The organism is Croceibacterium atlanticum (assembly GCF_001008165.2).
GTDB classification, from domain to species: Bacteria; Pseudomonadota; Alphaproteobacteria; order Sphingomonadales; family Sphingomonadaceae; genus Croceibacterium_C; species Croceibacterium_C atlanticum.
Genome location: NZ_CP011452.2, coordinates 2,670,906 through 2,692,537, shown reverse-complemented (window position 1 = coordinate 2,692,537; position 21,632 = coordinate 2,670,906). Strand labels below are relative to the sequence as shown.

Genomic DNA, 21,632 nt, shown 5'->3' with positions numbered 1-21,632 from the left:
GGCGTTATGCAGGGCGTGGAACTCCGGCCCGCCGCAATTTCCTTGCGCACATCATTCCGGCGTATCCGCAGCATGACCAGAACCCATTGGCTCATCTTTGTTTGTGGAGGCCTGATCGCGTTCGTCTGGGAGATCTTCCAGATGCCGTTTTTCAAGCCGGGAAATCTCGATCCCTTTGATCAGACCATTCGCTGCGGCATTGCAAGCCTGGGCGATGGCGTGATCCTGCTCACAGCCTACAGCCTTGCAGCTTTGCTCGGCGGGCGCGCGTGGCTCTGGCAAGCCGCAAAAATGATGCGATCTATTTCGGCTTCGGGCTTGTCCTCGCCATCGCCGTCGAAATGATCGCTACATCGCTTCCGGCAGACAGTTTCCTGAGCTGGCGCTACAGCGATTTGATGCCGCGTGAGCCAGTCACGGGACTGGCGCTGATTCCGATCACGATGTGGACGATCGTGCCCGCGCTAACCATCCTTCTGGTCCGCTTCGCGCACGTCGAGCCTGATTGACTTAGTAACGCGTTCAGGATGCGTGGGACAGGTCTAGTTTGTGCCTTCGGGCACATCCTCCACGGCGTCCAGATGCGCGCCCGACAGATATAGCTCGGGATCGCTGATGAACTGGTCGTGGCAGCGCGACGAACAGAAATAATGTTTCGCGCCCTCACGCGTCGCGATGTGCTCGGCTCCTTCGATCGCGACGCTCATGCCGCATACCGGGTTGATCGCAGTACCCTCGATCACGCTCTCGCCCTTGCTCATCGCCTGTCCTTCCTAGCTCTGCACGACTACGAACTGCCCCATCATGCCAGCATCCTCGTGTTCGAGAATGTGGCAGTGATACATGTAGGGCAGCCCTGGGTCAGTGTGTTCTTCAAAACGCAGGAGAAGGCGAACCTGCTCGCGCGGGTTGACGATAACGGTATCCTTCAAACCGGTTTCCAATGCTGGGGGCGCTCGACCATCGCGGTCGATCACACGAAACTGGACATTATGGATATGAAACGGATGGGCCATCATCGAAGGGTTGGCGATCTCCCAGATTTCCCATTGGCCGACCGGCACACGTTCGTTGATCACATTCATGTCCATCGCAGCACCGTTAATGGACATTCCGCCGCCCATCATGCCCATGTCGAGAACGAAACGCCGGGTTCGGACGGCTGACGACGGGTCGGTTGGCGCAAGCGATGCCAGTTGTGTCGGCACCCTGATGCGCTGGGCCGAACTTGCCGGCCTGATATCGAGGATTTGAAACACGTCTCCGGAAGCATCGTCGCTATTGCCGCGACCCATCATTCCGCGTCCGCCCATCATGCCCATGGCGATTTCGGGACTGCTGGCAAGAAGGCGAAGCGGGCGTCCTTCCGAGAGATCGATAATTACCTGCGCGCGCTCCCCCGGTGCGAGCCTGACCGAGCGGACGATGTGCGGACGATCGAGCAAGCCGCCATCGCTCGCGATCAGTTGCATCGAACGATCACCTTCGAGCGAGAAATCGTAGAAGCGGGCGTTCGATCCGTTGAGGATGCGCAGCCGTAATTGGCCTGTCTGTGCGTCGAACACGGCATTCTCAGTGCCGTTGACGAATATCCGGTTCCCGCGCATGCCCATCATCCGCGTGTGCATGCTCAGCGGGTACACCAACCGGCCGAACCCATCGATCACGCGGTCCTGCACGATCAGCGGAATGTCGTCGACGCCATAGTCGCTCGGCAAGTCGAGGCGCTCTTCCTCGTCATCGCGAACATAGATCGGCGCGGCGAGCCCGGCATAGACCTGCGGCCCGGCTTTGCGCTCCAAGTGCGAATGATACCAGTAGAGCGAGGCCCGCTGGCGAACTTCGAAAGAGGGGCTCCAGCGTTCACCGGGACGGATCAACTGATGCGGTCCGCCATCGGCTGCGGCAGGAAGTTCGAAACCATGCCAATGGACCGTAGCGCCTTCGGCCAGATTGTTGTCGATATGGAACTGCACCCGCTCGCCCCGGCGCATTTCCAGCGTCGGTCCCAGATAGGGTGCGTCGATGCCGATGGTGGACGAAGCAACACCGGGGACGAATTCCTTCTGGCCTGGTGTCAAAGACAGGCGGAAAACCCGCGTGCCCTGCTCTATCTCGCCACTCTGCAAGGGCGGTATAGCGAGCGGATTGGACCCTGGAGTGCTGTCCAGCATCGATGCGTCTTGCGCTTTGCATCCTGCAAGCGGGAACGCGGCAAAGCCTGCAGCAGCAAAGCCTGCGCTTTTGATCAGTCCTCGGCGGTCTACGGATAATGCATGGGTGATGCGGGGTGTCCGGATCATGCTCCTCCTGTTTCGCGATGGGCGGCGCCAGATTTGCCTGGCACCACCCGACCGATTTATTCCTTCGTGATCGACGTGATCACACTGCCTTCAGAACCAGTACGAAATTCAAAGGCAATGCCCTCACCGACGCTTACTTCGCTGCGCAGTTGCTCATCGGCTTCGAACGCCATGGTCATCGCCGGCCATTCGATTGCGGGGACCGGGCCGTGGTCGACGGTGATCGTACCCGCTTCGGCGTCGATGGCGGTGACGGTGCCTTGCGCACTCGCGGACTGCATTGCGTTGCCAGTGTCCGTCATTGGCATATCCTGGCCGTCCATCATCATTGCATCTTCAGCCATCGGCATGTCCTCCATCTCGGCAGTGTCCTGGCCAGAATCGCAGGCCGCCAGCGCCAGCGGCGCGGCCAATAGGGTTATGAGGGTTGTGGTTCGCATTCTTCTTCTCCTTGGGGTTGGGTTGGCCGTTCGGGCCGGGGGCGCCGCATCAACAAATATGCGGCGGGGATAACGAACATCGAAAGCAGCGGCGCGGTGATCATGCCGCCTACCATCGGCGCGGCGATGCGGCTCATGACCTCCGAACCTGCGCCGGTTCCAATGAGGATAGGGAAGAGACCGGCAAGAATGACGGCCACGGTCATCGCCTTGGGACGCACGCGCAGAAGAGCACCCTCCCTGATGGCTTCGCCCACGCCGTCCGCATCGAGGGCACCGCTGCGCCGGGCCAGCGCAGACTTGAGGTAGATCAGCATGATGACGCCGAACTCGGCAGACACACCGGCAAGCGCAATAAAACCCACCGATGTCGCAACAGACTGGTTGTAGCCCATCAGATAAAGCAGCCAGAAGCCGCCGGTCAGGGCGAAGGGCAGCGTGCCCATAACAAGTAGCGCTTCGTCGAAGCGGCGGAAGATCAGATAGAGCAAAACGAAAATGATGCCGAGCGTCGCGGGAACGACGACCTGCAACCGCTCATTGGCGCGGGTGAGATATTCAAACTGGCCCGCGTAAGAGATGCTCACACCGGCAGGCAGATCGACGCCGTCTGACACTGCCGCCTGAAGATCACTTACGACCGAAGTAAGATCGCGCCCGCGCGTATCGACATAGACCACGCTGATGAGACGGCCTTGCTCATTCTTGAGCATCGGCGGACCGTCGCTGATGCTCACCTGCGCTACGGTCCCAAGCGTGATTTGCTGGCCAGAGGGGGTTAGCAAAGGCAGCGCGCGCAGTTCTGCGAGGCTGTCGCGGATCTCGCGCGGATAGCGCACATTGATGGGATATCGCGCCAGTCCTTCGACCGTTCTGCCGATATTCGCGCCGCCGATCGCGCCTGACACAATCTGCTGAACATCGGCGATATTCAGCCCGAAACGCGCCGCAGCGACCCGGTCGATGTCCACATCGACATAGCGGCCTCCCGACAGACGCTCTGCCAAAGCGGAACTGACTCCGGGAACCTGCTTGGCAACATTCTCGACCTGCAACGCCACGCGCTCGATCTCGGCAAGGTCCTCGCCAGATACTTTCACGCCGATCGGGCTCTTTATACCGGTCGCAAGCATGTCGATGCGGTTGCGGATCGGTGGCACCCAGACATTGGCGAGTCCCGGCACCTGCACTGCACGATCAAGCTCTTCGACGAGCTTCTCTGGCGTCATTCCCGGCCGCCACTCTTCGCGCGGTTTGAAGCGGATCGTTGTTTCGAACATCGTGAGCGGCGCAGGGTCGGTCGCTGTATCAGCCCGCCCCGCTTTCCCGAACACGGTATCGACTTCGGGCACGGATTTGATCAGGCGGTCGGTCCGCTGAAGCAATGCGGACGCTTCACCAGGAGACAGGCCAGGCAGAGCGCTCGGCATGTAGAGGAGATCGCCTTCGTCGAGCGGCGGCAGGAATTCCCCTCCCAGACGGGTGAACGGGATCAGCGCCGTGAGGAATACAAGACCGGCCACGAGCAATGTCGTCTTGGGTCGGCTGAGCACCCAATCGAGACCCGGCCGGTAGGCTTTGGTCAGCACGCGATTGAGGAGGTTGGTATCCTCCTTGGGTATCTTGCCGCGGATCAGCCAGCCCATGAGTACAGGAACCAGTGTCACCGACAGTATCGCTGCCGCCGCCATCGCATAGGTCTTGGTAAAGGCCAGCGGCGAAAAGAGCCGCCCTTCCTGGGCCTGCAAAGTAAAAACCGGGAGGAACGAGAGCGTGATGATGAGAAGGCTGAAGAAGAGCGCTGGCCCCACCTCTTTCGACGCCTCCGCAATCAGCTTCCAGCGCTCGCCGCTGGACATCTCCTCGTCGGGATGATCCGCTTCCCAATGCTCGATATGCTTGTGGGCGTTCTCGATCATAACGATGGCGGCGTCGACCATCGCGCCGATTGCGATGGCGATGCCGCCCAAGGACATGATGTTGGCATCGACTCCCTGAAAACGCATCACGATAAAGGCGGCCAGAACCCCTAGCGGGAGCGTGACGATGGCCACGAAAGCCGATCTCACGTGCCACAGGAATAACGCGCATACGATCGCAACGATGATGAATTCGGCGATGAGTTTGCCGGTCAGGTTTTCGATCGATGCGTCGATCAGCTTCGAACGATCATAGGTCGTGACAATCTCGACCCCTTCGGGAAGACTGGCTTGGAGCACGTCGAGCTTCTCTTCGACAGCCGCGATGGTTGCCCGTGCGTCCTCGCCTTGCCTGAGCACGACAATACCGCCTGCGACCTCGCCTTCCCCATTGAGCTCGGCGATACCGCGCCTCATTTCGGGCCCAAGCTGGATCGTGGCGACATCGGACAAGGTGACGGGGATACCGTTACCGACCGATTTCAGCGGAATCTGCCTGAAGTCTTCGAGAGACGTGAGATAGCCTGATGCGCGGACCATAAACTCGGCCTCGCCCATTTCGACAACCGATCCTCCAGCTTCCTGATTGGAGGCCTGGATGGCACGCACGACATCGCTGTAAGTGACGCCAAGCGAAGCCATCCGGTAGGGTTCCAGCACGACCTGGTACTGCTTGACCATGCCGCCGACGCTGGCGACCTCGGCTATGCCCGGAATAGTCTGGAGCTCAAAACGCAGGAACCAGTCCTGAAGGCTCCGAAGGTCAGCGAGATCGCTGTTCCCCGTTCGGTCAACCAGCGCATACTCGTAAATCCAGCCAACGCCCGTCGCGTCCGGCCCGAGCGAGCTGGTCACTCCGTCGGGCAATTCGTTTTGCACCTGGTTGAGATATTCAAGCACGCGCGAGCGCGCCCAGTAGAGGTCGGTCCCATCCTCGAAGATCACATAGACGAAGCTGTCGCCGAACATCGAATAGCCGCGCACAGTTTCCGCGCCCGGCACCGAGAGCATCGTCGTTGCAAGCGGGTATGTGACCTGATCCTCAACGATGCGCGGAGCTTGCCCAGGATAGTTCGACCGCACCACGACCTGCACATCAGACAGATCGGGGATCGCATCGACAGGCGTTGCGCGCACCGCCCAGAAGCCAGCGAGCGTAACCGCGATGGCCGCCAGAACGATGAAAAACCGATTGGCGATCGATGCATCGATTATGCGCGCTATCATCGCTCGGTCTTCCTGATAGACTCGATGCGCGGACCGGTGTCGTGCTGCGAGAAGGTAAACTCGACCTGGTCGCCCGGTTCCAGATCCTCGGCCAGAGTGGCGTCAGCCAAGGCAAAGGGCATAACCATGCTTGGCCATTCGAGGGCGGGAACCGGCGCGTGATTGAGAGTGATCGAAGCACCAGCGATTTTCGTCACTCTTCCCGTGGCGGTGTACGTCCTCATCTTTGCTGAGCCATCGGATGCCATGCTCATGGTTCCGTCGATCGACCTGATATCGATCCCGGCCAAACTCGCCTCGGAGTCGATCAGGAACTGCCCGGAAGTGACGACCTCTTCGCCTTCGGCAAGGCCTGCCAGGATCTCAGTCCTGCCATTCGCCTCGCGTCCGATTTCGACCTCGGCTGGAAGAAAGGCGCCTTCATCCTGCTTGAGCATCACAAGATTGCGGCGGCCGGTTCGAATGACCGCCTCCGACGGTACCAGCAAGGCTCGCCGTGTGTCGGGTGAAAGCGACACCTGCGCAAACATCCCTGGCTTCAACCTGCCGCGTGGGTTCGGCAGCTCAGCCCGGACGGTGATGGTTCGGCTCGCGGCATCGGCGCTAGGAAGGATGGCAACAATTCGTCCCGCAAATCGCTCATCAGGATACGCTGCCAGGGTCGCACTGATGGGCTGGCCCTGTCGGACATTTGTGGCCTGGGCTTCAGGAACCGAAGCTTCAAGCCATATCGGCGAAAAGCCTGCAATCTCGGCCAATGTCTGGCCTTCCGTCACGGTCATGCCTGGACGCACCCCCAGCACTGTTACAGCGCCGCCCACCGGTGCGGTGACTGTAAACGTGTTCTGGACGCGGCGGGTGCGTTCGACCGACGCGATCATCGCATCGGTCATGCCGAGCAGGCGCATGCGCTGCCGCATCGCGTCTGCAAGTGCCTGATCGCCGGTATCGAGCACGGCAATGTACTCGCGCTGCGCGCCGCCCCAATCAGGGACCAAGATATCGACGATCGGAGCGCCGCGACGCACGACATCGTCCTGCGCAAGGCCATAGGTGCGTTGGACATAACCGCCCGCTCTTGGCTGGACGATGGCAACATCCCGGCTGTTGTATGCCAGGACACCCGTCACGGTGATTTCCGGCTCGAGAACTCCGAACTCGGCCGCTGCGGTGCGAATGCCGAAATTCTGGACAAGGCCCGGATCAATCCGGACGCCCGCTTCGGCGGCTTCTCCCGCGCATTTGGGTACCAGCATCATGTCCATGAAGGGCGACTTGCCAGGCTCGTCAAAGCGCTGTCCGGGAACCATCGGATCGTACCAGTAGAGCACCTCTTCGCACTCCGTCTCGGAGGAGCCCGACATCCCACCCTCGCCCTCATCTCCTACGAGCGAGAGCGCGTATCCGGCGCCGAGGCTGACAAGCGCGACGGCCGCGATGATTGCATAGGTTCGCTTTGAAGGGCCGGAGCTGTCGACTGTATCGCTCATGGCTGCTGCTCCCCGTAGGTCAAGCGAAGCATCTCGGCCCATTCCACGGTCGCGGCTTCGCGTTCAAAGATTTCAAGATCGAGCAAGGCCAGATCCGCCTTTGCTGCAATCACATCGATCAGGTCTGCGTTTCCGGCAGCAAAGCTCGCCGTTTCCAGTTCAACCCTTTGCCGGGCCAGCGGCAGCAATTCATCGCGAGCGCGTTCCCATTGGCGCTTCGCACTGCGCCACGTGGCGAGATCGGATTCGAATTGCACACGCAGTGCCCGCAACCGATCATCGCGCTCAGCCTGCGTAGCGGCAGCCTCTGCCTCGGCGGCACGAATGCGCGGCTTTTGACGTTGATCGGTGAAGATGGGCAGGGTAACCGATCCCATGACAGAGAATGCATCTCCGAAGGCAGGGTCGCGCCGGCCATAGTTCACGCTCACTCCGAAGTCGGGGCGCAAGTCGGCGCGCGCGAGGTCGGCGTTCGCTTCTGCGCGTCCGGTGGCCGCATCGGCAAGACGGATGACGGGGTTAAGGTTCAGAGCTTGCTCGAGGCTGCCGCTGTCGACATCGGCCGCTGGCGCATTACCAGCGATAGTAGGGTCGTCTGTCTGAATGTAGCTCGAGAGCATGGCGCGCGCAGCATCTCTTTCGGCTTCAATTCTTGTGATTGCATCTTCGATCACAAGGAGCTCGCGGCGAATGGCTAGGCTTTCGGCCGGACGGGCTGCCCCCGACGCGACAGCGCTGTTTGCCACCGGCTGAAGCCTGCGCAGATCGCTCAGTGCCGTATGGGCGAAGGCGAGCTTCTCTTCGGCATAGTACAAGTCGATCCAAGCCGCTGATGTGGCGATGTCGATCCGTTGCTGCGCAACCCCAAATCGCATTTGCGCGATGGCTACATCTGAGTTCGCCACACCTCGACGCGCTCGGCGCTTTGCAAGGTTTGGGATTGGTTGCTCAATGCCAACAGCAATCTGCGTTGGAAGCTGGCGATCAAACTCGATCGCCACAGGCCCGGTAATTGGCAGGTTTGCAATCCCGCCACGCAAGATAGGATCGGGCAGCTCATCTGCGGCATCCGAGACATCTCGCGTCCCATCGATACGCAATTGCGCGGCCTGGAGCAGCGGCTGATCCTCGCGCGCTGCCCGCAAGGCTTCTTCATAGCCAACCGGCTGCGCGAGTACGACCTGCGCCTGCATCAGCGAGGCGGCAAGGATACCGCCTATGGACCATTTCATGGGAATTTCTCACTCGATTTGCGTGCCGAGGTCCGGCGGCAATGGCGGTGCATTGCAGCGTCAAGACCACGCATTCAGAAGGCGCAATTCGCCTTCAGGTTATGCAATCAAGTCAGATTCGTGGAGGGGGGTAATCGGGCGCAGAAGCGCGACTGAGCAGAGGTGAAGTAATGTTCGACAAATACACAGGGCCGTCGGAAAACGGCTTAACAACATGCGAAGGCGCATCGCTCCCCACCCAAACGGGAGAAACCGCGTTGGTTGCAAGCAAACAATCAGCCGACATGCCTTCACACGGTGCGTCAGTATTGCCGTTATGGCTGTGCATTGGTTCATCGCCCTCAGAGTGGTGCATCATTTCAGCACAATCGGAAGCGAGCATCTTCTCCGATTGAGGCGTTGGCATGGCCTGCACGGGTGATTGGATCACGAAACCAATGCAAAGCATTGTCAGCAAAAAGGAACGCAATCGAGCCATCGTCGAGAGCCTAGAGACTTTGCGGCTTATCGACAAGGATGCATGTACCTGCGGACAGAGGCGCAACCATTGCCTTGGTGATATGCGATTTTCTAGCCTGAGCCGGTCTCGGCCGACAATCGACTGTATTACGACCAATGCACCCTGTGCGTGCCAAGCCTGAGACTTTGGAAGATCACGGCTCGCCGGCAGCGGAGCTTCGGGGAAATATGGGATTGAAAGAAACATGAACGCGGTGATCGTCTACGAGCTTTGCTGCTTCCAAGCGCCCATGGAGCCGAGATAGATGTCGAGGCGCTTGAAGCCCTGGCTCGCCAGCCAGCCTGCGGCAACGCTCGCCCGCATGCCGCTCGCGCACATCAGCGTGTAGTGTCGGTTGCGGTCGAGCTCTTTCCATCGCGTGTTGAGCTCGCCAACATAGATATGTTCTGAGCCGTCGATGCTTGCTTCCTGTCGTTCGTCCGCGTCGCGCACGTCGAGCAAAGTCCATTCACGGCTGTCCTGATTGAGCCTGCGCGCGATTTCCTCGGTGCCGATCATGGGAATGTTGCGCATCGCTTTGCCCTGAGCAGCGGCCGGAACCACGCCGACATAGCCGCCGACAACATTATCGAGACCGATGCGCACCAGATGGGCCGTGGCGTGGGCTAGCTGGTCTTCCTGGGAAGCGACGAGCGCGATCCTGTCGCCTTCACCGAGGAACCATCCGGCAAAGGCCGGTATCATTCCCACCGGAAGGCACATGGCACCCGGCAGATGGCCGGCAGCGTAGGCGAGCGGCTCGCGCACATCGACCAGGTGATCAGCGCCGCTCTCGCTAAGGTCTTCCAGCCCCAGACGCCTTGGCCGCATAATCCGCGGCGCGGCATCGGACCCTTCGAGGTTGAGCCGCTCCATCAGCCGGAAATAGGGCGGCTGGTAGTGGTGTTCTGCCACCTTCGCCTTGATGAACTCGTCGCGGTCGGAGATGCGCAGTCGCGGGTTGTTGCGTCGCTCGTGGCCGATTGTCGAGAATTCCCGGTCCGCCATTCCCGACCCGCAGACCGAGCCCGCACCATGCGCCGGGTAGATAATCGCCTGATCGCCGAGGCCGCAAAGTTTCTGCAGGGAATCGAACAAAAGGCCCGCGACTTCTTCCTTGCGCTCGGGATAGAAGTCGGTGCGCCCGACATCGCCGACGAACAGCGCATCGCCGGTAAAGACGCCGACCGGTCCCTCGCAATATTCGCTGTCATGGATGACGAAAGCGAGATGATCGTCGGTGTGTCCAGGTGTTTCAAGCACCTCGATCCGCAATTGACCCAGCTCGAAACAATCGCCCTCGCGTGCGGTATTGGCAAAAACGATCTCGCCTGCCGCGTTGGGCCCGTGATAGACCGTGGCTCCTGTCAAATCGGCCAAAATCGGCGAGCCGCTGAGCAGATCCTCATTGCGATGGGTTTCGAAGATATGCGTGATCTCCAGCCCTTCGGCCCGGGCCTTTTCGACATAGACCTCGCAGTCCCGGCGCGGATCGATGACCGCCGCCTGCCCGCCCGAGCCGATGATATACGAGAGGTGCGAGAGACCGGGGGTTTTGATCTTCTCCAGAAACATACGACTTCCTTGTCTGTTGCTCAAAACTTGTAACGTGCGGGCCCGTCACAAGTCGAAAAATGATACGACGTTTAATCGATACCGAGTTCGGCCTTGATGGCGGCAGGACTTTCGAACTGTTCGGCTTCGGGCCTGCCGATGGCAGGTTTTGCGTTGATCCAGATGTCTTCGCACACGAAGTCGAGGAGGCTTGCCGCGAGATCTGCATGACGGCATCGGAAACAGCCTTCTGCCAAGCGTTCGTCCGAAATGACGGCATCGCCGGTGTAAGGCTCATCCAGGAGCCAGCCCGGTCGTGCGGCCGTCCATTTGATGCCTTGGGCGTCGCTGAGCATCGCTTCCATGGCGCGCATCTGCTCGAGTATATTGAACAATGCAGGCTTGGCGGTGAGCTCAAACCACGCCGGAACGCTCGACTGATGTTCGACGAAGGCAGCGGAGATCACGGCAATGCGGTCGATCTTCGCTTGTGCCATCGCCCCGAGCAGGTTGCGCGTGCCATCGGAATAGAGCGGCGGTGGATCGATCGCATTGCCCGGACCGAAAGCGACACCGAGCGTCGAGATAACCGCGCGGCAGCCATCGAGATCGCCCGCGAAATCATCCGACAGCACATCGCATTCGATATATTCGAAGTCGCCCACCCGCTCGTCTGGCCCGGGCACGGTGTGTTCGAAGGCGCGGATCGGTATGTCCCGCGCAAGGGCACGCCGCAATAGCTCGGTGCCGGTCTTCCCGCCTGCACCGAAGACAGCGATGGGCCTCGTATCGGTCATCTGCTTGTTCCTGTTAAGACTGGTGAGGGCGACGAACGGAGGAGCTGCGGGCGCACGGGGTAGCCAACGGCCCGCCCATGCGCCCTGCCAGTATCAGGCTCCGCCTGCCGGACAGGTGGTATATCCCCAGAACCCGAACTCGTCCTTCATCCGGGGTCCGACGACGATCATCTCCTGCATTTGCAGACCCGCATCGCCTTCATCATCCAGTACACGGGTCCTGATCCGAAGCTCGCCATTCGAATAGCTGCCGGGGCCATCGGCGGTGACGGGGATCAATTTGCCATTGATCTTGATCGCACCGCCCCCGTCGCCGTCATAGACAAACGAGGGAAAGGCCACTTCGGTCAGGCGGAACTGGCAGGCCTGCCCGGCACCTAGTGCCGCGATATCGGCGTCATTCATTGTCTCGGGAAGCATCAGGCCCGGGCTGACATTAGCCAAAGCACTGGCCGCGGCCTCGATCGGCGCGGCAGTAGCGGGCGGGTCGAGCTGGGCTTCGCGGTCGTTGCCCGGAGCGGTGTTCGAATTGCAGGCGGCGAGCGGAAGCGCGATGAGCGCCGTGAAAGCTATCTTTTTCATTGCTGCATCTCCTCGGGGAGGCGTTCTTCGGTCCGCGGACCGTTCTGCTCGATATCGTCTATGAGATATTTCATCTCGGCGATTTCGCGGCGCTGCGCGACGATGATGGCCTGCGCGAGTTCGCGCACGCGAGGATCTTTCAGGCTCGCGCGTTCGCTGGTCATGATCGCGATTGAGTGGTGCGGGATCATCGCTGCCATATATTCGGTATCGTCGACGGTGGTCTGGCTGCGCACCAGCCATAGTGCGAGCGCGAACACAAAGGCGCCGACGCCCAGAATGATGAAGTTCTTGGTCCGGTCCTTGTACATGCCCCACATGAAGAGCAGCATGACGATCATCATCATCGCGCCCATGACGAACATCATCCAGAAGCGCGTTTCGCTCCAGAAAACATCGTCAATCGTGAAGGTGTTGGCATACATCAAGAAGAACATGATCACGGTCGAGGTCGACACCATGGCCATGAACCGCCAGTAGCTGCCGCCCCCTCCCTTGTCCGAGTGGGTCGTCTTTTCGGTCATGCTTCTTCTCCTTTATGCATCATGGTCCAGAATAGCTGCGCCGAGCAGCTGATGAGAGCGAAGCCGGTGAGGGCCTCGACGCCGGCGAGAACCCGCAGGTGCTCTGTTGGGAAAATGTCCGCCAAACCAAGCGTCGTCACGTTGATCAGAGAAAAATAGAAATAGTCCATCGCGGTCATCGCGCCGGCCTGCCGGAAGCCGCCCAGACCCAGCTCCTCGCCGATCCAGAAGCCGGCGGCGAAGAACGCCGCTACGGTCAGATGCGAGAAAAGAACGAGCAGCGCGATGCCCAGCTTGTGCAGAAGGCTGCAGTTTTGCTCGAGCAGCGTATGGCCCGCATTCAGTATGACGAGGTGCGAGCCCACCGATATCAGGAACAGCGAGGTCGCCAGGATTAAACCGAGGATCCTGTAAAGACCTTGAGACCCATCCAGAGCCCCATCCCCATCATGAACAGGTTCTCTGTCAGCGAGACGAAACCGAGCGGGACGTTGCTGCTACCTCCGACGCAAGCGCATTTGAGCTCACGCTTGTCGATGTAGACAGCCTTGAAGACGCTGACAGCGCCGACGGTGCCGATGAATAATGCCAGCGGGGCAGAAAGCCAGGTCAGTGCGCCCGCGGTCATGAGAATGCCGGCAGCGGCTTCGCCGAACGGATAGACGAAGCCATAGGGCACCCAGCGCCGTGCGAGTAGATCGTAGTTGAGGAACATGGTCGAGAAACTGCGCACGTCCTGAAGCTTCTGGACGGCGAGCAAGGTCATCGAGAGGCTGACGAACCACTCCGCGGCCCGAACGGTGAAGAGGTCGTCAAAAAACGCCCAGCTCAGCCCGAGCGCGAGCAGCAGCGCGACCGCGAAAATCGCAATGACCGGCTGATAGCTGGTTTCGCCTTCCTCGGGCTGCGAGCGGCTTTTGCCGAAGAACTCGCGGACATCGTCATAGCCGCCAATGCGCTTGCCTTCCATAAAGGTCTGCGGCGTGGTCTCGACGTCGTGCTTGTCCTTGAACGCGTCGGTTTCCTCCCTGCTGGTCAGGTGATGATCGTCGACCTCGAAGCCTTGCCGCTTGAGAAGATCGACCGTTTTGATGCCATAGGGACAGACATGATCCTCCATCACCATCCGGTAAACACTCGCAGTTTTCATGCCTTTACAGCCCCTTGTTCACACGCACAGCCTGGGGCTGCTTGTTCAATTCCAATGTTCGTTTCGCGTTTTCGTTTCATCGTTCTTCGAAAGAGAAACGATGTTTGTCGCAATCGCCGACATTCCTCCCGCGAATCTCTTTCTGCCGGTCGATCGCGCGGCCTGGTACGGACAAGATGGACAAACTTCCGGTATTCCGATTGCAGCCGAAGGAATAAAGACGGGCGGGGCGGCGCGAAATTACGGCGCCGCCTCAAAAATATTTATCTGAGCTGCCAAACAGCCAATGTTGCGCTCAAGGACGGTCGTGATCGCCGCTTCCGCTCTCGACCTTGTTTTCAATAGAATCTGTGTTCGTCTCCCTGCGCTGGCCGGACAGAAATATCCATTCCGCCACGAACACGGCCGCGATTCCGATCACCGCATAGGAAACCACGGCCGGATCGCTCTTGAGTTTGGCGGCCGTAAATGCGGCGAGCACAACGGCGTCGGCCGCCAGCGCGGTGAGCAGGACGGAAGCGCGGGCGCCGATCTCTTTGCGAAGACTGCGAAACACGCCCCAATGGACGAGCATGTCCATGACAAGGTAGAAGAAGGCGCCGAGCGAGGCGATGCGGGAAAGGTCGAACAGGACCGCCAGTGTGCCGGCTATGACGACCGTATAGACCAGCATGTGGCTACGGATGCCGCCCTTCATTCCGAAATGGCTGTGGGGGATCATCTTCATCTCGGTCAGCATTGTCAGCATCCGCGAGACGGCGAACACGCTCGCAATGACCCCCGACGTAGTCGCCGAGATGGCAATCGCTACGGTGAAATAGAACCCGAGATCTCCCAATGCGGGGCGCGCTGCCGCGGCCAGGGAATAGTCACGCGCCTGAACGATCTCGCCGATGCTGAGACTGGAGCCAACGGCCAAGGCGACGAGCAGATAAACCACGATGCACACGGCAATCGAGATCATGATTGTGCGACCGACATTCTTGTGCGGATCGACGATTTCTCCGCCACTGTTGGTGATGGTTGTAAACCCCTTGAATGCAAGGATCGAGAAGGCCACCGAAGCGAGCAATGCTTCGCCGTTCGACAAGGAAGCAGGCTCGGTAAAGGCGCCTGCGAACAGTCCGCTGGCCCAGATCGCCGCAACTGCGAACACCGCTATCCCGCCAACCTTTATCGCCGACATAACGAGCGAAAACCCGCTTACCGATCTATTGCCCGCGGCGTTGACCAGATAGGCGAAAACGATGAGTCCCAGCGCCAAGCCCGATATCAGCAATGCGTTTTCTTCGAGCCCAAACGGACGCAGCGCATAGGTCGCGAAGGTTCGCGCCACCAGGCTCTCATTGATAACCATCGACATGGCCATCAGCACTGATGCGGAGGCCGCGACGACACCCGGACCATAGGCCTTTTGCAGGATCATCGCGATGCCACCCGACGATGGCCAGGCATTCGACATCTTGATGTAGCTGTATGATGCGAGCGCGGTGATGAGCGCGCCTGCGACGAAGGAGAGGGGGAAGAGAGGGCCGGCAAGCTCCGCGATCTGACCGGTGAGCGCAAAAATGCCCGCACCGATCATGACGCCAGTCCCCATGGCAACGCCGCCAAGCAGGGTGATGCTGCTCTTGTTCAGATTATCTTCGTGCGCCGAATGGTTATCCATGCGGTTTACCTTTCTATGGCTTGCGTCGCGCTGCCATCTTCCACAGGCGACCGGCCCTGCCGCAATGCGGAGGCATTGAGGCATGGATCAGGGATGGCGATTTGTTCGATTGTCGAATGTTCACAGCTTCGCACTACGAAGTCTGAGCGAGTTCAGGACTACCGATATGGAGGACGCACTCATCGCAAAGGCTGCGAACATTGGGCCAATCAGGATGCCGAAGAAAGGATAAAGAACACCGGCCGCGACGGGCACGCCCGAGGCGTTGTAAATCAGCGCAAAAAACAGATTTTGCCGAATATTGCGCATCGTAGCCCGGGCAAGCTTGCGGGCCCGGACGATCCCGTCGAGATTGCCTCTAACGAGCGTAATCCCCGCACTTTCGATCGCGACATCCGCGCCGGTTCCCATCGCAATGCCGACATCTGCCTGGGCAAGCGCCGGAGCGTCGTTAACCCCGTCGCCGGCCATGGCCACCTTGGCACCGCCTTCCTGCAATTCACGGATGAGCCGCGCCTTGTCCGCGGGAAGAACGCCTGCGCGAATGTCGTCGATACCAAGGCGGGCGGCAACCGCCTGCGCCGTCCGCTCATTGTCGCCGGTCGCCATAATGATCGTAAGGCCGAGCTTGTGCAGGTCCTTGATCGCCGCAGGAGTGGTTTCCTTGACCGGGTCGGCAACGCTGATGAGGCCAGCAATCTTGCCTGCCACGATCACGAACATGACGGTTTCGCCTTCGTCGCGGCGCGCATTGGCCTTTTCGCTGAGCGTGGCACCTTCCAAACCGAGGTCTGACAGGAGCGCAAGGTTACCCAGCGCGACGCGTTTACCGGAAACCGTGCCCATGACGCCTTTACCGGTTACGGCCTCGAACTCGCTGGCGGTTTCCATCGCGACGCCGCGTTCTTCGGCGCCGCGCACGATCGCTTCTGCGAGCGGGTGCTCCGACCCGCGCTCGAGCGACGCCGCCAGGCTCAACACCTCGATTTCATCGTGGCCCTCTTCGGGCATAACCGCGACGAGCCTTGGGCGCCCCTCGGTCAGCGTACCCGTCTTGTCGACGATCAGCGTATCGATTTTCTCGAAGCGCTCGAGCGCTTCGGCGTTCTTGATCAGAACGCCCGCCTGCGCCCCTCTTCCTGTCGCGGTCATGATCGACATCGGCGTCGCCAGGCCGAGAGCGCAGGGGCAGGCGATGATCAGTACCGCAACTGCAGCAATGAGGGCATAGGCAAGCGCTGGTGCGGGGCCCCAGATCGCCCAGGCGATGAAGGCGAGCACGGCTATGCCGATAACCGCGGGGACGAACATGCCGGCCACCTTGTCGGCGTACTTCTGGATCGGCGCGCGCGAGCGCTGTGCGGCCGCAACCATTTCCACGATCTGCGCGAGCATGGTGTCTGATCCGACACGTTTCGCTTCGATCACCAGGCTGCCTGTTCCGTTGATCGTTGCCCCGGTCACGGCGTCGCCCTCGACCTTTTCGACCGGGACTGGTTCACCGGTGATCATGCTTTCGTCGATCGACGAGCGGCCTTTGAGCACTACACCGTCAACGGGCACCTTGTCGCCTGGGCGGACCCGCAATTGGTCGCCAACAGCCACGTGCTCAAGGGGGATTTCTTCTTCAGTGCCGTCTGCCCTGATGACGCGGGCGGTTTTGGCTGCAAGATCAAGGAGAGCGCGAATGGCCTTACCGGTGCCTTCACGCGCGCGCAGCTCCATGACTTGGCCGAGGAGCACAAGCGTAACGATAACGGCCGCGGCTTCGAAATAGACGCCGACATGTCCCTCTGGATCGCGAAAGCCATCCGGGAAGATGTCCGGTGCCAGGACGGCGACGACACTGAAAATCCATGCGGCGAGAACGCCCATGCCGATGAGCGAGAACATGTTGAGGTTCCAGGTGCGGAACGAATTCCAGCCCCGTTCGAGAAACGGCCATCCGCTCCACAACACGACCGGTGTACCGAGCACCAGTTCAATCCATAGGGTGGCCCGCTCGCCAAATATTTCGCGCACGCCCGGCCAGCCCACATAGGGGCCCATCGTGAGAACAAGCAGCGGCAAGGTGAGGATGGCGCCGACCCAGAAACGCCTTGTAAAGTCGACGAGCTCCGGGTTCGGTCCGTCATCGACCATGGCCGCGGATTCGAGTTCGAGACCCATGCCGCAGATCGGGCACGACCCCATCTTTGGCTGCCGGACCTGCGGGTGCATGGGGCAGGTATAAACCGGTCCGTCATAACCAGCGGGAACGAGATCGTAGCGGCCATCATCGCCAGCAACGGCTTCGCCGTGGCCGCTATGGCTGCAATTAGAATGGTCCATCATAGTCTCCCTGGATCTGGCCAAAGGTGTGCCAGTGTTCCGCCGACAAGGCCGAACCGAGCTGACAGGCGGCGTACCCCGCTGAAAGTGACAGCGTGAAACGGGAAACGAGATCAACCCGACTTGCCGATTTATGGCAGAGGATCATCTCATGCCTGCCGTGCATATTCTTTTCCGCGCTGCGAAAGGTGAGTGTGCGCTTCGCGCGCATCCAATTCCCGTGTACTGTTGCCGGCGCGGAGCAAGAAGCGCGCCACTCCATTGTCGAGAAAATAGATCGGTTCGAGGCTCTTTTGTGCGATCACGCGGCAAACAGTTCGGCCATCGAGATCGTGAAAGTAACAATGGATCAGGGCGCAGGCGTTACCGCCGAGTGCTGATCGTATCGCGTCCATCAGCACGCGCTCGAACCCGTCCTTATTGGGGTGCTTGAGAGTCTTCAGATCGGCCTCGATTCCTACGATGCCCCCGCTATCGTCGACGCCGATGAGCAGCGTGCCGCCATCATTGTTGAGAAATCCGGCAATCGTTTTGAACACGACCTGTTGAAGGCTTCGATTTGCGCGCTGTTCACGCGTATCCCAACGCAGCGACGATTTGAATTCCAGCTGTGCGCCCTCGCCTCGGGCGATGAGCAGCGGCAGCTCTTCGGCCAATTGATGCTCCAGAGAGCGGATTATCTGGCGATCTGCCATGAGCCGCAGATGATAAAGACCAAACGTCAGGCCGATTGCGCCGCCGATCACCGCGAAAGCCAGGCTCATGGGCAGCATTTCGATTTCAAATGCCGCGCTCAGTCGATCGACCGCCGAGCCCAACTGCTCAGCAAATGGCACGCTCGCCGCTGCTGCCCCTCCAGACCCATAAACGAGCGCGGTGAGCGGATGAAGGATTAAGATGCCCAGCACTGGCCCGATAACCGTATGCAGGAACAATTCCCTCTTTTTGCTGAAAGACGAACCGGAAAAGGGTAAGCTGTGCATTGTCATAGGCTTTGCGACCTGTGCGGAATTCGCGGCAGCGGATAAATCCACATTGCCGGTTCTTCACCCGATCCTTTTTCTGAAATAGCGGACGAGCGGGACCCCTAGGATCGCGATATACCAGCCATAGAGAAAGCTGCCGATAGCCCCGGCGAAGAAGCCAGGCCATGTCAACCAATCGAAGCCTGGCAGCAAAGGCGCCCATGCTTCATGCATATGGAAAGTATCGGGCGCGATCAAGCCAAAGGCCACGCAGAGCAGATAGGTAATCAGCAGTAAGACGCTGAAAGCCCAGCCCCAGGCAAGGATTGAACCTTTCGTCGTCGCATTGGTCATCTTTGTCTCCGTCGCATACTATAGGGGGGTATAGTGTATTGCGAACTGCTTTGCAACTGTGTCAAAAGCAGTCAGGAATGAACTCGGCGTCTGGAGAGAACGGCATGAGCGATGATCAAAACCCCAAGTTTCGTGATGTCTTGACCCGAATGCGCAAGATCGAGGGGCAGGCGCGAGGAATATCGAGAATGATGGAAGAAGAGCGCTATTGCGTCGATATCCTGCAGCAGATCCTCGCGCTCGAAGCCGCCGCGCGCGCCGCCAGGACCAAAGTACTCGACATCCATACCAAGCACTGCATCGAACAGGCGCTCTCATCGAACAACAAGGCCGATCAATCGGAGAAGATCGCCGAACTTCTCACTCTCATCGAGCGCATGGCCCGTTAGACCGTCTGGAGCCGATTGAATTGTCGGCTCCAGACGCCAAAGGCTGGTCAGTCGTGCTTGTGTTCGGTCTGCGGCTTTTCAGCCTCGGCGGCCTTTTTCTTGCCATGGCCGGACTGGCCATGGTCCATTTTCGAATGGTCCATCTTGGAATGGTCCATCATCTGGCATGACATTTTTCCGTCCTTGTCCTTCTTCATCATACCCTGCATTTTCTTGCCATCGTGCATCATCTCGCACATTTTGGGCTTTTCAGAAGGGGCCTCCTGAGCAAGGACCGGGCTTGCCGAGAAAGCAAGCGCGCCAGCGACGGTGAGGATCATTTTCATCATTATTCTCCAAAAGTTGGGGGCGTTTTCTTGCCCGTTCAGGGGTAACTTGCGAAAACCGTACGGCCGCCGGGCCCAAAGGCGATGACGTCATAGGGTTGCACACGGTTCTCGTATTCCATGCCAGGTGAGCCCAGCGGCATGCCGGGAACGGCAAGTCCGGAAACGCCTGCCGGGCGCTCGCGCAGCAATTTTGAGATTGCTTCTGCCGGGACGTGACCTTCGATGACATATCCCTCGATCACCATCGTATGGCACGACCACAGATCGGAAGGTACGCCCTTGTCGGCTTTCACCGAACCCATGTCAGTGGTGTCGACAGTCGCAACCTCGGCGTCCATGCCGTTCTCGAAATGGTTGGCCCATTTGAGGCAGCAGCCGCAGCCGGGATCGCGATACATCGTGTAGGTGGCCGCCTGGGCAACGTTCGAACAGGCGGCAATTACCAGGAGGGCTGTTGCGGCGAACGAGTTGCGAAAGCGCTTTCGCGCAAACGTGCGGGTCATGTATGGGGACCTTTCTTGTAGCCGTGCCAGAGCGATATCGCTCCGGTGGCGGTCGGGAAGACGTGAAGCCTTTCGGCGTCGGTGAAAATTTCGGCAAGCTGCCGCTCCAGGATACCGTCGACATTGGGCTGCGTGTCTTCGACACCGTCGAGCTGCTGCACCGTGGCGCGGAAAAGCTTGCGCATAAGGGCGGAGTCCTGAGCCATATAGTCGGCAATCAGCACCATGCCTCCGGGCTGGAGCAGATCGTGCATCTGCTCCAGGATTGCCCGCTTTTCACCCAGCGGAACCTGATGAAAGACGAGGCTGCTGACGATCTTGTTTGGCTGCCATCGCGCGGTCAGGTCGAGGGTATCGAGAAAGCCATTGTGCCAACGGATCAGATCCGCCCCGGCGCCAAACTTGCGACGCGCGATGGCCAGTGCTGCCGGATCGGGCTCAACGCCGGCGAGACCCGCCTGCGGACAGCTGATCATGAGATCGCGAAGCAAGGTGCCGGTTCCGCACCCAACATCGATAAGATGATCGCCGGGCGCAAGATTGGCGGCGCGGACAACCGCGCGCCGCCATGTCCGCTCACGCGTAAACAAGGCGATGGTGAGGTCATAGACCGGGGTCAGCCAGGCTTTGCCAAGGGCTGGCGTGAAGGCTCGGTCGCCTTGAGGAGCGGCTACCCGTCCCACCTACATGATGCCCATATGATTGGGCCCGTGCACCATCTCCCCGCCGAAATAGCCTTGTACGATGAGCGCCGCAGCGATCAGCGCCAGAAGCAAGCGCAGCGCGCCTCTCCCCTTTCCGCGCGCAGCAACCCACCAGGCGAGGAGGCTCAATATGGCAATCGTCGTGCCGTTCCAGCGGTGAATGGCGAGATTTTCCGACCGGTCCAGCAGTCGCCATCCACCCGCAAACCATCCGAGCAAAGCCGCAACGACCGCCCCGATCGCGCCGCCGGCTACGAGAAACCGGATCGTCGTCTCAAGCCCCAAGGTCGGGCGCACCATCAAGGCGAGTTCGGCGAGTGCGGCGACGAGGAGAAGCGCAATCGGGAAATGCGCCGCGACCGGATGAAGGCGCGACAGAAGGTCCTCTGCCGAGGTCAGGCGGTTTTCCGTGATTTTCTGCTGCATCATGTCTTCAGGCGACATGGACTGCTGCGCGTTCGGCCTGTCCATCTCTTCCCCGGGCGGCGCAAGCTCGCCGGCATGGGCGTCGTCCGGCATGGCCATACCCTCCTCCATCGCCAGCATTTCAGCGTCGGACATATTGTCCTGATGCCCTTCATGCGCGTGCAAGGGTGCCGAAAGCAGAAAGGCTGCGAAGAGGGCGGCGAGGCCAAGGCGGGTGAATATGCTCATATGCCTTGATACGCGCG

At 59.9% G+C, this 21,632-nt stretch carries 24 protein-coding genes and 1 pseudogene; 5 read left to right on the top strand and 20 right to left on the bottom strand.

The features are described from left to right. Nucleotides 1–6: 6 nt before the first annotated feature. Both WYH_RS17180 and WYH_RS17175 read left to right on the top strand, forming a co-directional pair. Nucleotides 7–345, top strand: a complete 339-nt coding sequence (locus tag WYH_RS17180; RefSeq protein WP_244877923.1) for a hypothetical protein — start codon at nucleotides 7–9, stop codon at nucleotides 343–345. Continuing rightward, entirely contained in the window at nucleotides 342–509 is a 168-nt protein-coding gene (locus WYH_RS17175) for a hypothetical protein (RefSeq protein WP_235980283.1), read from the top strand. The genes WYH_RS17180 and WYH_RS17175 overlap by 4 nt, the downstream gene beginning before the upstream one ends. A 36-nt stretch (nucleotides 510–545) precedes the next feature. On the opposite strand, the pseudogene WYH_RS12725 reads toward WYH_RS17175, so the two are convergent. From WYH_RS12725 to WYH_RS12700, 6 genes and pseudogenes are all read right to left on the bottom strand, one after another. Continuing rightward, nucleotides 546–761 (bottom strand): annotated as a pseudogene (locus tag WYH_RS12725) (YHS domain-containing protein); the annotation flags it as partial. Between the two features lie 12 nt (nucleotides 762–773). Then, entirely contained in the window at nucleotides 774–2,303 is a 1,530-nt protein-coding gene (locus WYH_RS12720; RefSeq protein ID WP_046904128.1) for a multicopper oxidase family protein, read from the bottom strand. Nucleotides 2,304–2,359: 56 nt separating this feature from the next. Then, complete coding sequence (locus WYH_RS12715; protein WP_224199585.1) at nucleotides 2,360–2,743, bottom strand: copper-binding protein; 384 nt, start codon at nucleotides 2,741–2,743, stop codon at nucleotides 2,360–2,362. Then, complete coding sequence (locus WYH_RS12710) at nucleotides 2,722–5,889, bottom strand: efflux RND transporter permease subunit (protein WP_046904126.1); 3,168 nt, start codon at nucleotides 5,887–5,889, stop codon at nucleotides 2,722–2,724. Before WYH_RS12710 ends, WYH_RS12715 begins: the two co-directional genes overlap by 22 nt. Then, nucleotides 5,886–7,379: an efflux RND transporter periplasmic adaptor subunit gene (locus WYH_RS12705; protein WP_046904125.1), complete on the bottom strand. Its 1,494-nt coding sequence runs from the start codon at nucleotides 7,377–7,379 to the stop codon at nucleotides 5,886–5,888. Before WYH_RS12705 ends, WYH_RS12710 begins: the two co-directional genes overlap by 4 nt. After that, a complete protein-coding gene (locus tag WYH_RS12700; RefSeq protein WP_046904124.1) occupies nucleotides 7,376–8,611 on the bottom strand; it encodes a TolC family protein in 1,236 nt (411 codons plus the stop codon). The genes WYH_RS12705 and WYH_RS12700 overlap by 4 nt, the downstream gene beginning before the upstream one ends. A 170-nt stretch (nucleotides 8,612–8,781) precedes the next feature. On the opposite strand from WYH_RS12700, the gene WYH_RS16900 reads away from it, so the two are divergent. Further along, nucleotides 8,782–9,006 (top strand): hypothetical protein, encoded by a 225-nt coding sequence (locus tag WYH_RS16900; RefSeq protein ID WP_156170874.1) that lies wholly within the window; start codon nucleotides 8,782–8,784, stop codon nucleotides 9,004–9,006. A 326-nt stretch (nucleotides 9,007–9,332) separates the two neighbouring features. Here the strand turns inward: WYH_RS16900 and WYH_RS12695 are convergent, their stop codons facing one another. The 6 genes from WYH_RS12695 to WYH_RS12670 form a co-directional block, all read right to left on the bottom strand. Continuing rightward, the gene (locus tag WYH_RS12695; protein ID WP_046904123.1) at nucleotides 9,333–10,685 is read right to left on the bottom strand and encodes an MBL fold metallo-hydrolase; all 1,353 of its coding nucleotides are present in this window, start codon (nucleotides 10,683–10,685) and stop codon (nucleotides 9,333–9,335) included. A gap of 71 nt (nucleotides 10,686–10,756) precedes the next feature. After that, a complete protein-coding gene (locus tag WYH_RS12690; RefSeq protein WP_046904122.1) occupies nucleotides 10,757–11,461 on the bottom strand; it encodes an NAD(P)-dependent oxidoreductase in 705 nt (234 codons plus the stop codon). 93 nt (nucleotides 11,462–11,554) lie between these two features. Continuing rightward, nucleotides 11,555–12,043 (bottom strand): DUF6692 family protein, encoded by a 489-nt coding sequence (locus WYH_RS12685; protein WP_046904121.1) that lies wholly within the window; start codon nucleotides 12,041–12,043, stop codon nucleotides 11,555–11,557. Then, nucleotides 12,040–12,567: a DUF305 domain-containing protein gene (locus WYH_RS12680; RefSeq protein ID WP_046904120.1), complete on the bottom strand. Its 528-nt coding sequence runs from the start codon at nucleotides 12,565–12,567 to the stop codon at nucleotides 12,040–12,042. The genes WYH_RS12685 and WYH_RS12680 overlap by 4 nt, the downstream gene beginning before the upstream one ends. Continuing rightward, nucleotides 12,564–12,932, bottom strand: a complete 369-nt coding sequence (locus tag WYH_RS12675) for an ion channel (protein WP_244877922.1) — start codon at nucleotides 12,930–12,932, stop codon at nucleotides 12,564–12,566. Before WYH_RS12675 ends, WYH_RS12680 begins: the two co-directional genes overlap by 4 nt. Before the next feature lie 29 nt (nucleotides 12,933–12,961). After that, nucleotides 12,962–13,717 carry a glutaredoxin family protein gene (locus WYH_RS12670; protein WP_046904118.1) on the bottom strand — a complete coding sequence of 252 codons (756 nt, stop codon included), beginning with the start codon at nucleotides 13,715–13,717 and terminating at the stop codon, nucleotides 12,962–12,964. A gap of 100 nt (nucleotides 13,718–13,817) precedes the next feature. Here WYH_RS12670 and WYH_RS16895 point away from each other — a divergent pair, with 100 nt between their 5' ends. Further along, nucleotides 13,818–13,988 (top strand): hypothetical protein, encoded by a 171-nt coding sequence (locus WYH_RS16895; protein ID WP_156320139.1) that lies wholly within the window; start codon nucleotides 13,818–13,820, stop codon nucleotides 13,986–13,988. A 24-nt stretch (nucleotides 13,989–14,012) separates the two neighbouring features. Here the strand turns inward: WYH_RS16895 and WYH_RS12665 are convergent, their stop codons facing one another. The 4 genes from WYH_RS12665 to WYH_RS12650 form a co-directional block, all read right to left on the bottom strand. Continuing rightward, nucleotides 14,013–15,386, bottom strand: a complete 1,374-nt coding sequence (locus WYH_RS12665) for an APC family permease (protein ID WP_046904117.1) — start codon at nucleotides 15,384–15,386, stop codon at nucleotides 14,013–14,015. Nucleotides 15,387–15,506: 120 nt separating this feature from the next. Then, nucleotides 15,507–17,720, bottom strand: coding sequence for a copper-transporting P-type ATPase (locus WYH_RS12660; protein ID WP_046904116.1), 2,214 nt, complete (start codon nucleotides 17,718–17,720; stop codon nucleotides 15,507–15,509). A gap of 146 nt (nucleotides 17,721–17,866) precedes the next feature. After that, entirely contained in the window at nucleotides 17,867–18,652 is a 786-nt protein-coding gene (locus WYH_RS12655) for an AlbA family DNA-binding domain-containing protein (protein WP_244877921.1), read from the bottom strand. A gap of 111 nt (nucleotides 18,653–18,763) precedes the next feature. After that, entirely contained in the window at nucleotides 18,764–19,036 is a 273-nt protein-coding gene (locus WYH_RS12650; RefSeq protein WP_046904115.1) for a hypothetical protein, read from the bottom strand. 104 nt (nucleotides 19,037–19,140) lie between these two features. Here WYH_RS12650 and WYH_RS12645 point away from each other — a divergent pair, with 104 nt between their 5' ends. Then, nucleotides 19,141–19,425, top strand: a complete 285-nt coding sequence (locus WYH_RS12645; protein WP_046905158.1) for a metal-sensitive transcriptional regulator — start codon at nucleotides 19,141–19,143, stop codon at nucleotides 19,423–19,425. 47 nt (nucleotides 19,426–19,472) lie between these two features. Here WYH_RS12645 and WYH_RS12640 read toward each other — a convergent pair whose 3' ends face one another. Genes WYH_RS12640 through WYH_RS12625 form a run of 4 tightly spaced genes read right to left on the bottom strand, consistent with a single transcriptional unit; the run spans nucleotide 19,473 to nucleotide 21,615 of the window. Further along, on the bottom strand, nucleotides 19,473–19,751 hold the full coding sequence (locus WYH_RS12640) for a hypothetical protein (protein ID WP_169780772.1): 279 nt from the start codon (nucleotides 19,749–19,751) through the stop codon (nucleotides 19,473–19,475). A 38-nt stretch (nucleotides 19,752–19,789) separates the two neighbouring features. Next, nucleotides 19,790–20,257 carry a DUF411 domain-containing protein gene (locus tag WYH_RS12635; RefSeq protein ID WP_046904113.1) on the bottom strand — a complete coding sequence of 156 codons (468 nt, stop codon included), beginning with the start codon at nucleotides 20,255–20,257 and terminating at the stop codon, nucleotides 19,790–19,792. Then, complete coding sequence (locus tag WYH_RS12630; protein ID WP_046904112.1) at nucleotides 20,254–20,940, bottom strand: class I SAM-dependent methyltransferase; 687 nt, start codon at nucleotides 20,938–20,940, stop codon at nucleotides 20,254–20,256. Before WYH_RS12630 ends, WYH_RS12635 begins: the two co-directional genes overlap by 4 nt. Beyond that, nucleotides 20,941–21,615, bottom strand: a complete 675-nt coding sequence (locus tag WYH_RS12625; protein ID WP_053059237.1) for a DUF2231 domain-containing protein — start codon at nucleotides 21,613–21,615, stop codon at nucleotides 20,941–20,943. Nucleotides 21,616–21,632 lie beyond the last annotated feature (17 nt).

Coding starts and splice junctions, on each gene's coding strand:
- WYH_RS12720 (WP_046904128.1), bottom strand. CDS start 2,303: ATGATCCGGACACCCCGCATCACCCATGCATTATCCGTAGACCGCCGA.
- WYH_RS12635 (WP_046904113.1), bottom strand. CDS start 20,257: ATGACCCGCACGTTTGCGCGAAAGCGCTTTCGCAACTCGTTCGCCGCA.
- WYH_RS17180 (WP_244877923.1), top strand. CDS start 7: ATGCAGGGCGTGGAACTCCGGCCCGCCGCAATTTCCTTGCGCACATCA.
- WYH_RS12625 (WP_053059237.1), bottom strand. CDS start 21,615: ATGAGCATATTCACCCGCCTTGGCCTCGCCGCCCTCTTCGCAGCCTTT.
- WYH_RS17175 (WP_235980283.1), top strand. CDS start 342: ATGATCGCTACATCGCTTCCGGCAGACAGTTTCCTGAGCTGGCGCTAC.
- WYH_RS12665 (WP_046904117.1), bottom strand. CDS start 15,386: ATGGATAACCATTCGGCGCACGAAGATAATCTGAACAAGAGCAGCATC.
- WYH_RS12660 (WP_046904116.1), bottom strand. CDS start 17,720: ATGATGGACCATTCTAATTGCAGCCATAGCGGCCACGGCGAAGCCGTT.
- WYH_RS16900 (WP_156170874.1), top strand. CDS start 8,782: ATGTTCGACAAATACACAGGGCCGTCGGAAAACGGCTTAACAACATGC.
- WYH_RS12700 (WP_046904124.1), bottom strand. CDS start 8,611: ATGAAATGGTCCATAGGCGGTATCCTTGCCGCCTCGCTGATGCAGGCG.
- WYH_RS12670 (WP_046904118.1), bottom strand. CDS start 13,717: ATGAAAACTGCGAGTGTTTACCGGATGGTGATGGAGGATCATGTCTGT.
- WYH_RS12650 (WP_046904115.1), bottom strand. CDS start 19,036: ATGACCAATGCGACGACGAAAGGTTCAATCCTTGCCTGGGGCTGGGCT.
- WYH_RS12715 (WP_224199585.1), bottom strand. CDS start 2,743: ATGCGAACCACAACCCTCATAACCCTATTGGCCGCGCCGCTGGCGCTG.
- WYH_RS12685 (WP_046904121.1), bottom strand. CDS start 12,043: ATGAAAAAGATAGCTTTCACGGCGCTCATCGCGCTTCCGCTCGCCGCC.
- WYH_RS12680 (WP_046904120.1), bottom strand. CDS start 12,567: ATGACCGAAAAGACGACCCACTCGGACAAGGGAGGGGGCGGCAGCTAC.
- WYH_RS12640 (WP_169780772.1), bottom strand. CDS start 19,751: ATGAAAATGATCCTCACCGTCGCTGGCGCGCTTGCTTTCTCGGCAAGC.
- WYH_RS12645 (WP_046905158.1), top strand. CDS start 19,141: ATGAGCGATGATCAAAACCCCAAGTTTCGTGATGTCTTGACCCGAATG.
- WYH_RS12695 (WP_046904123.1), bottom strand. CDS start 10,685: ATGTTTCTGGAGAAGATCAAAACCCCCGGTCTCTCGCACCTCTCGTAT.
- WYH_RS12705 (WP_046904125.1), bottom strand. CDS start 7,379: ATGAGCGATACAGTCGACAGCTCCGGCCCTTCAAAGCGAACCTATGCA.
- WYH_RS12710 (WP_046904126.1), bottom strand. CDS start 5,889: ATGATAGCGCGCATAATCGATGCATCGATCGCCAATCGGTTTTTCATC.
- WYH_RS16895 (WP_156320139.1), top strand. CDS start 13,818: ATGTTTGTCGCAATCGCCGACATTCCTCCCGCGAATCTCTTTCTGCCG.
- WYH_RS12690 (WP_046904122.1), bottom strand. CDS start 11,461: ATGACCGATACGAGGCCCATCGCTGTCTTCGGTGCAGGCGGGAAGACC.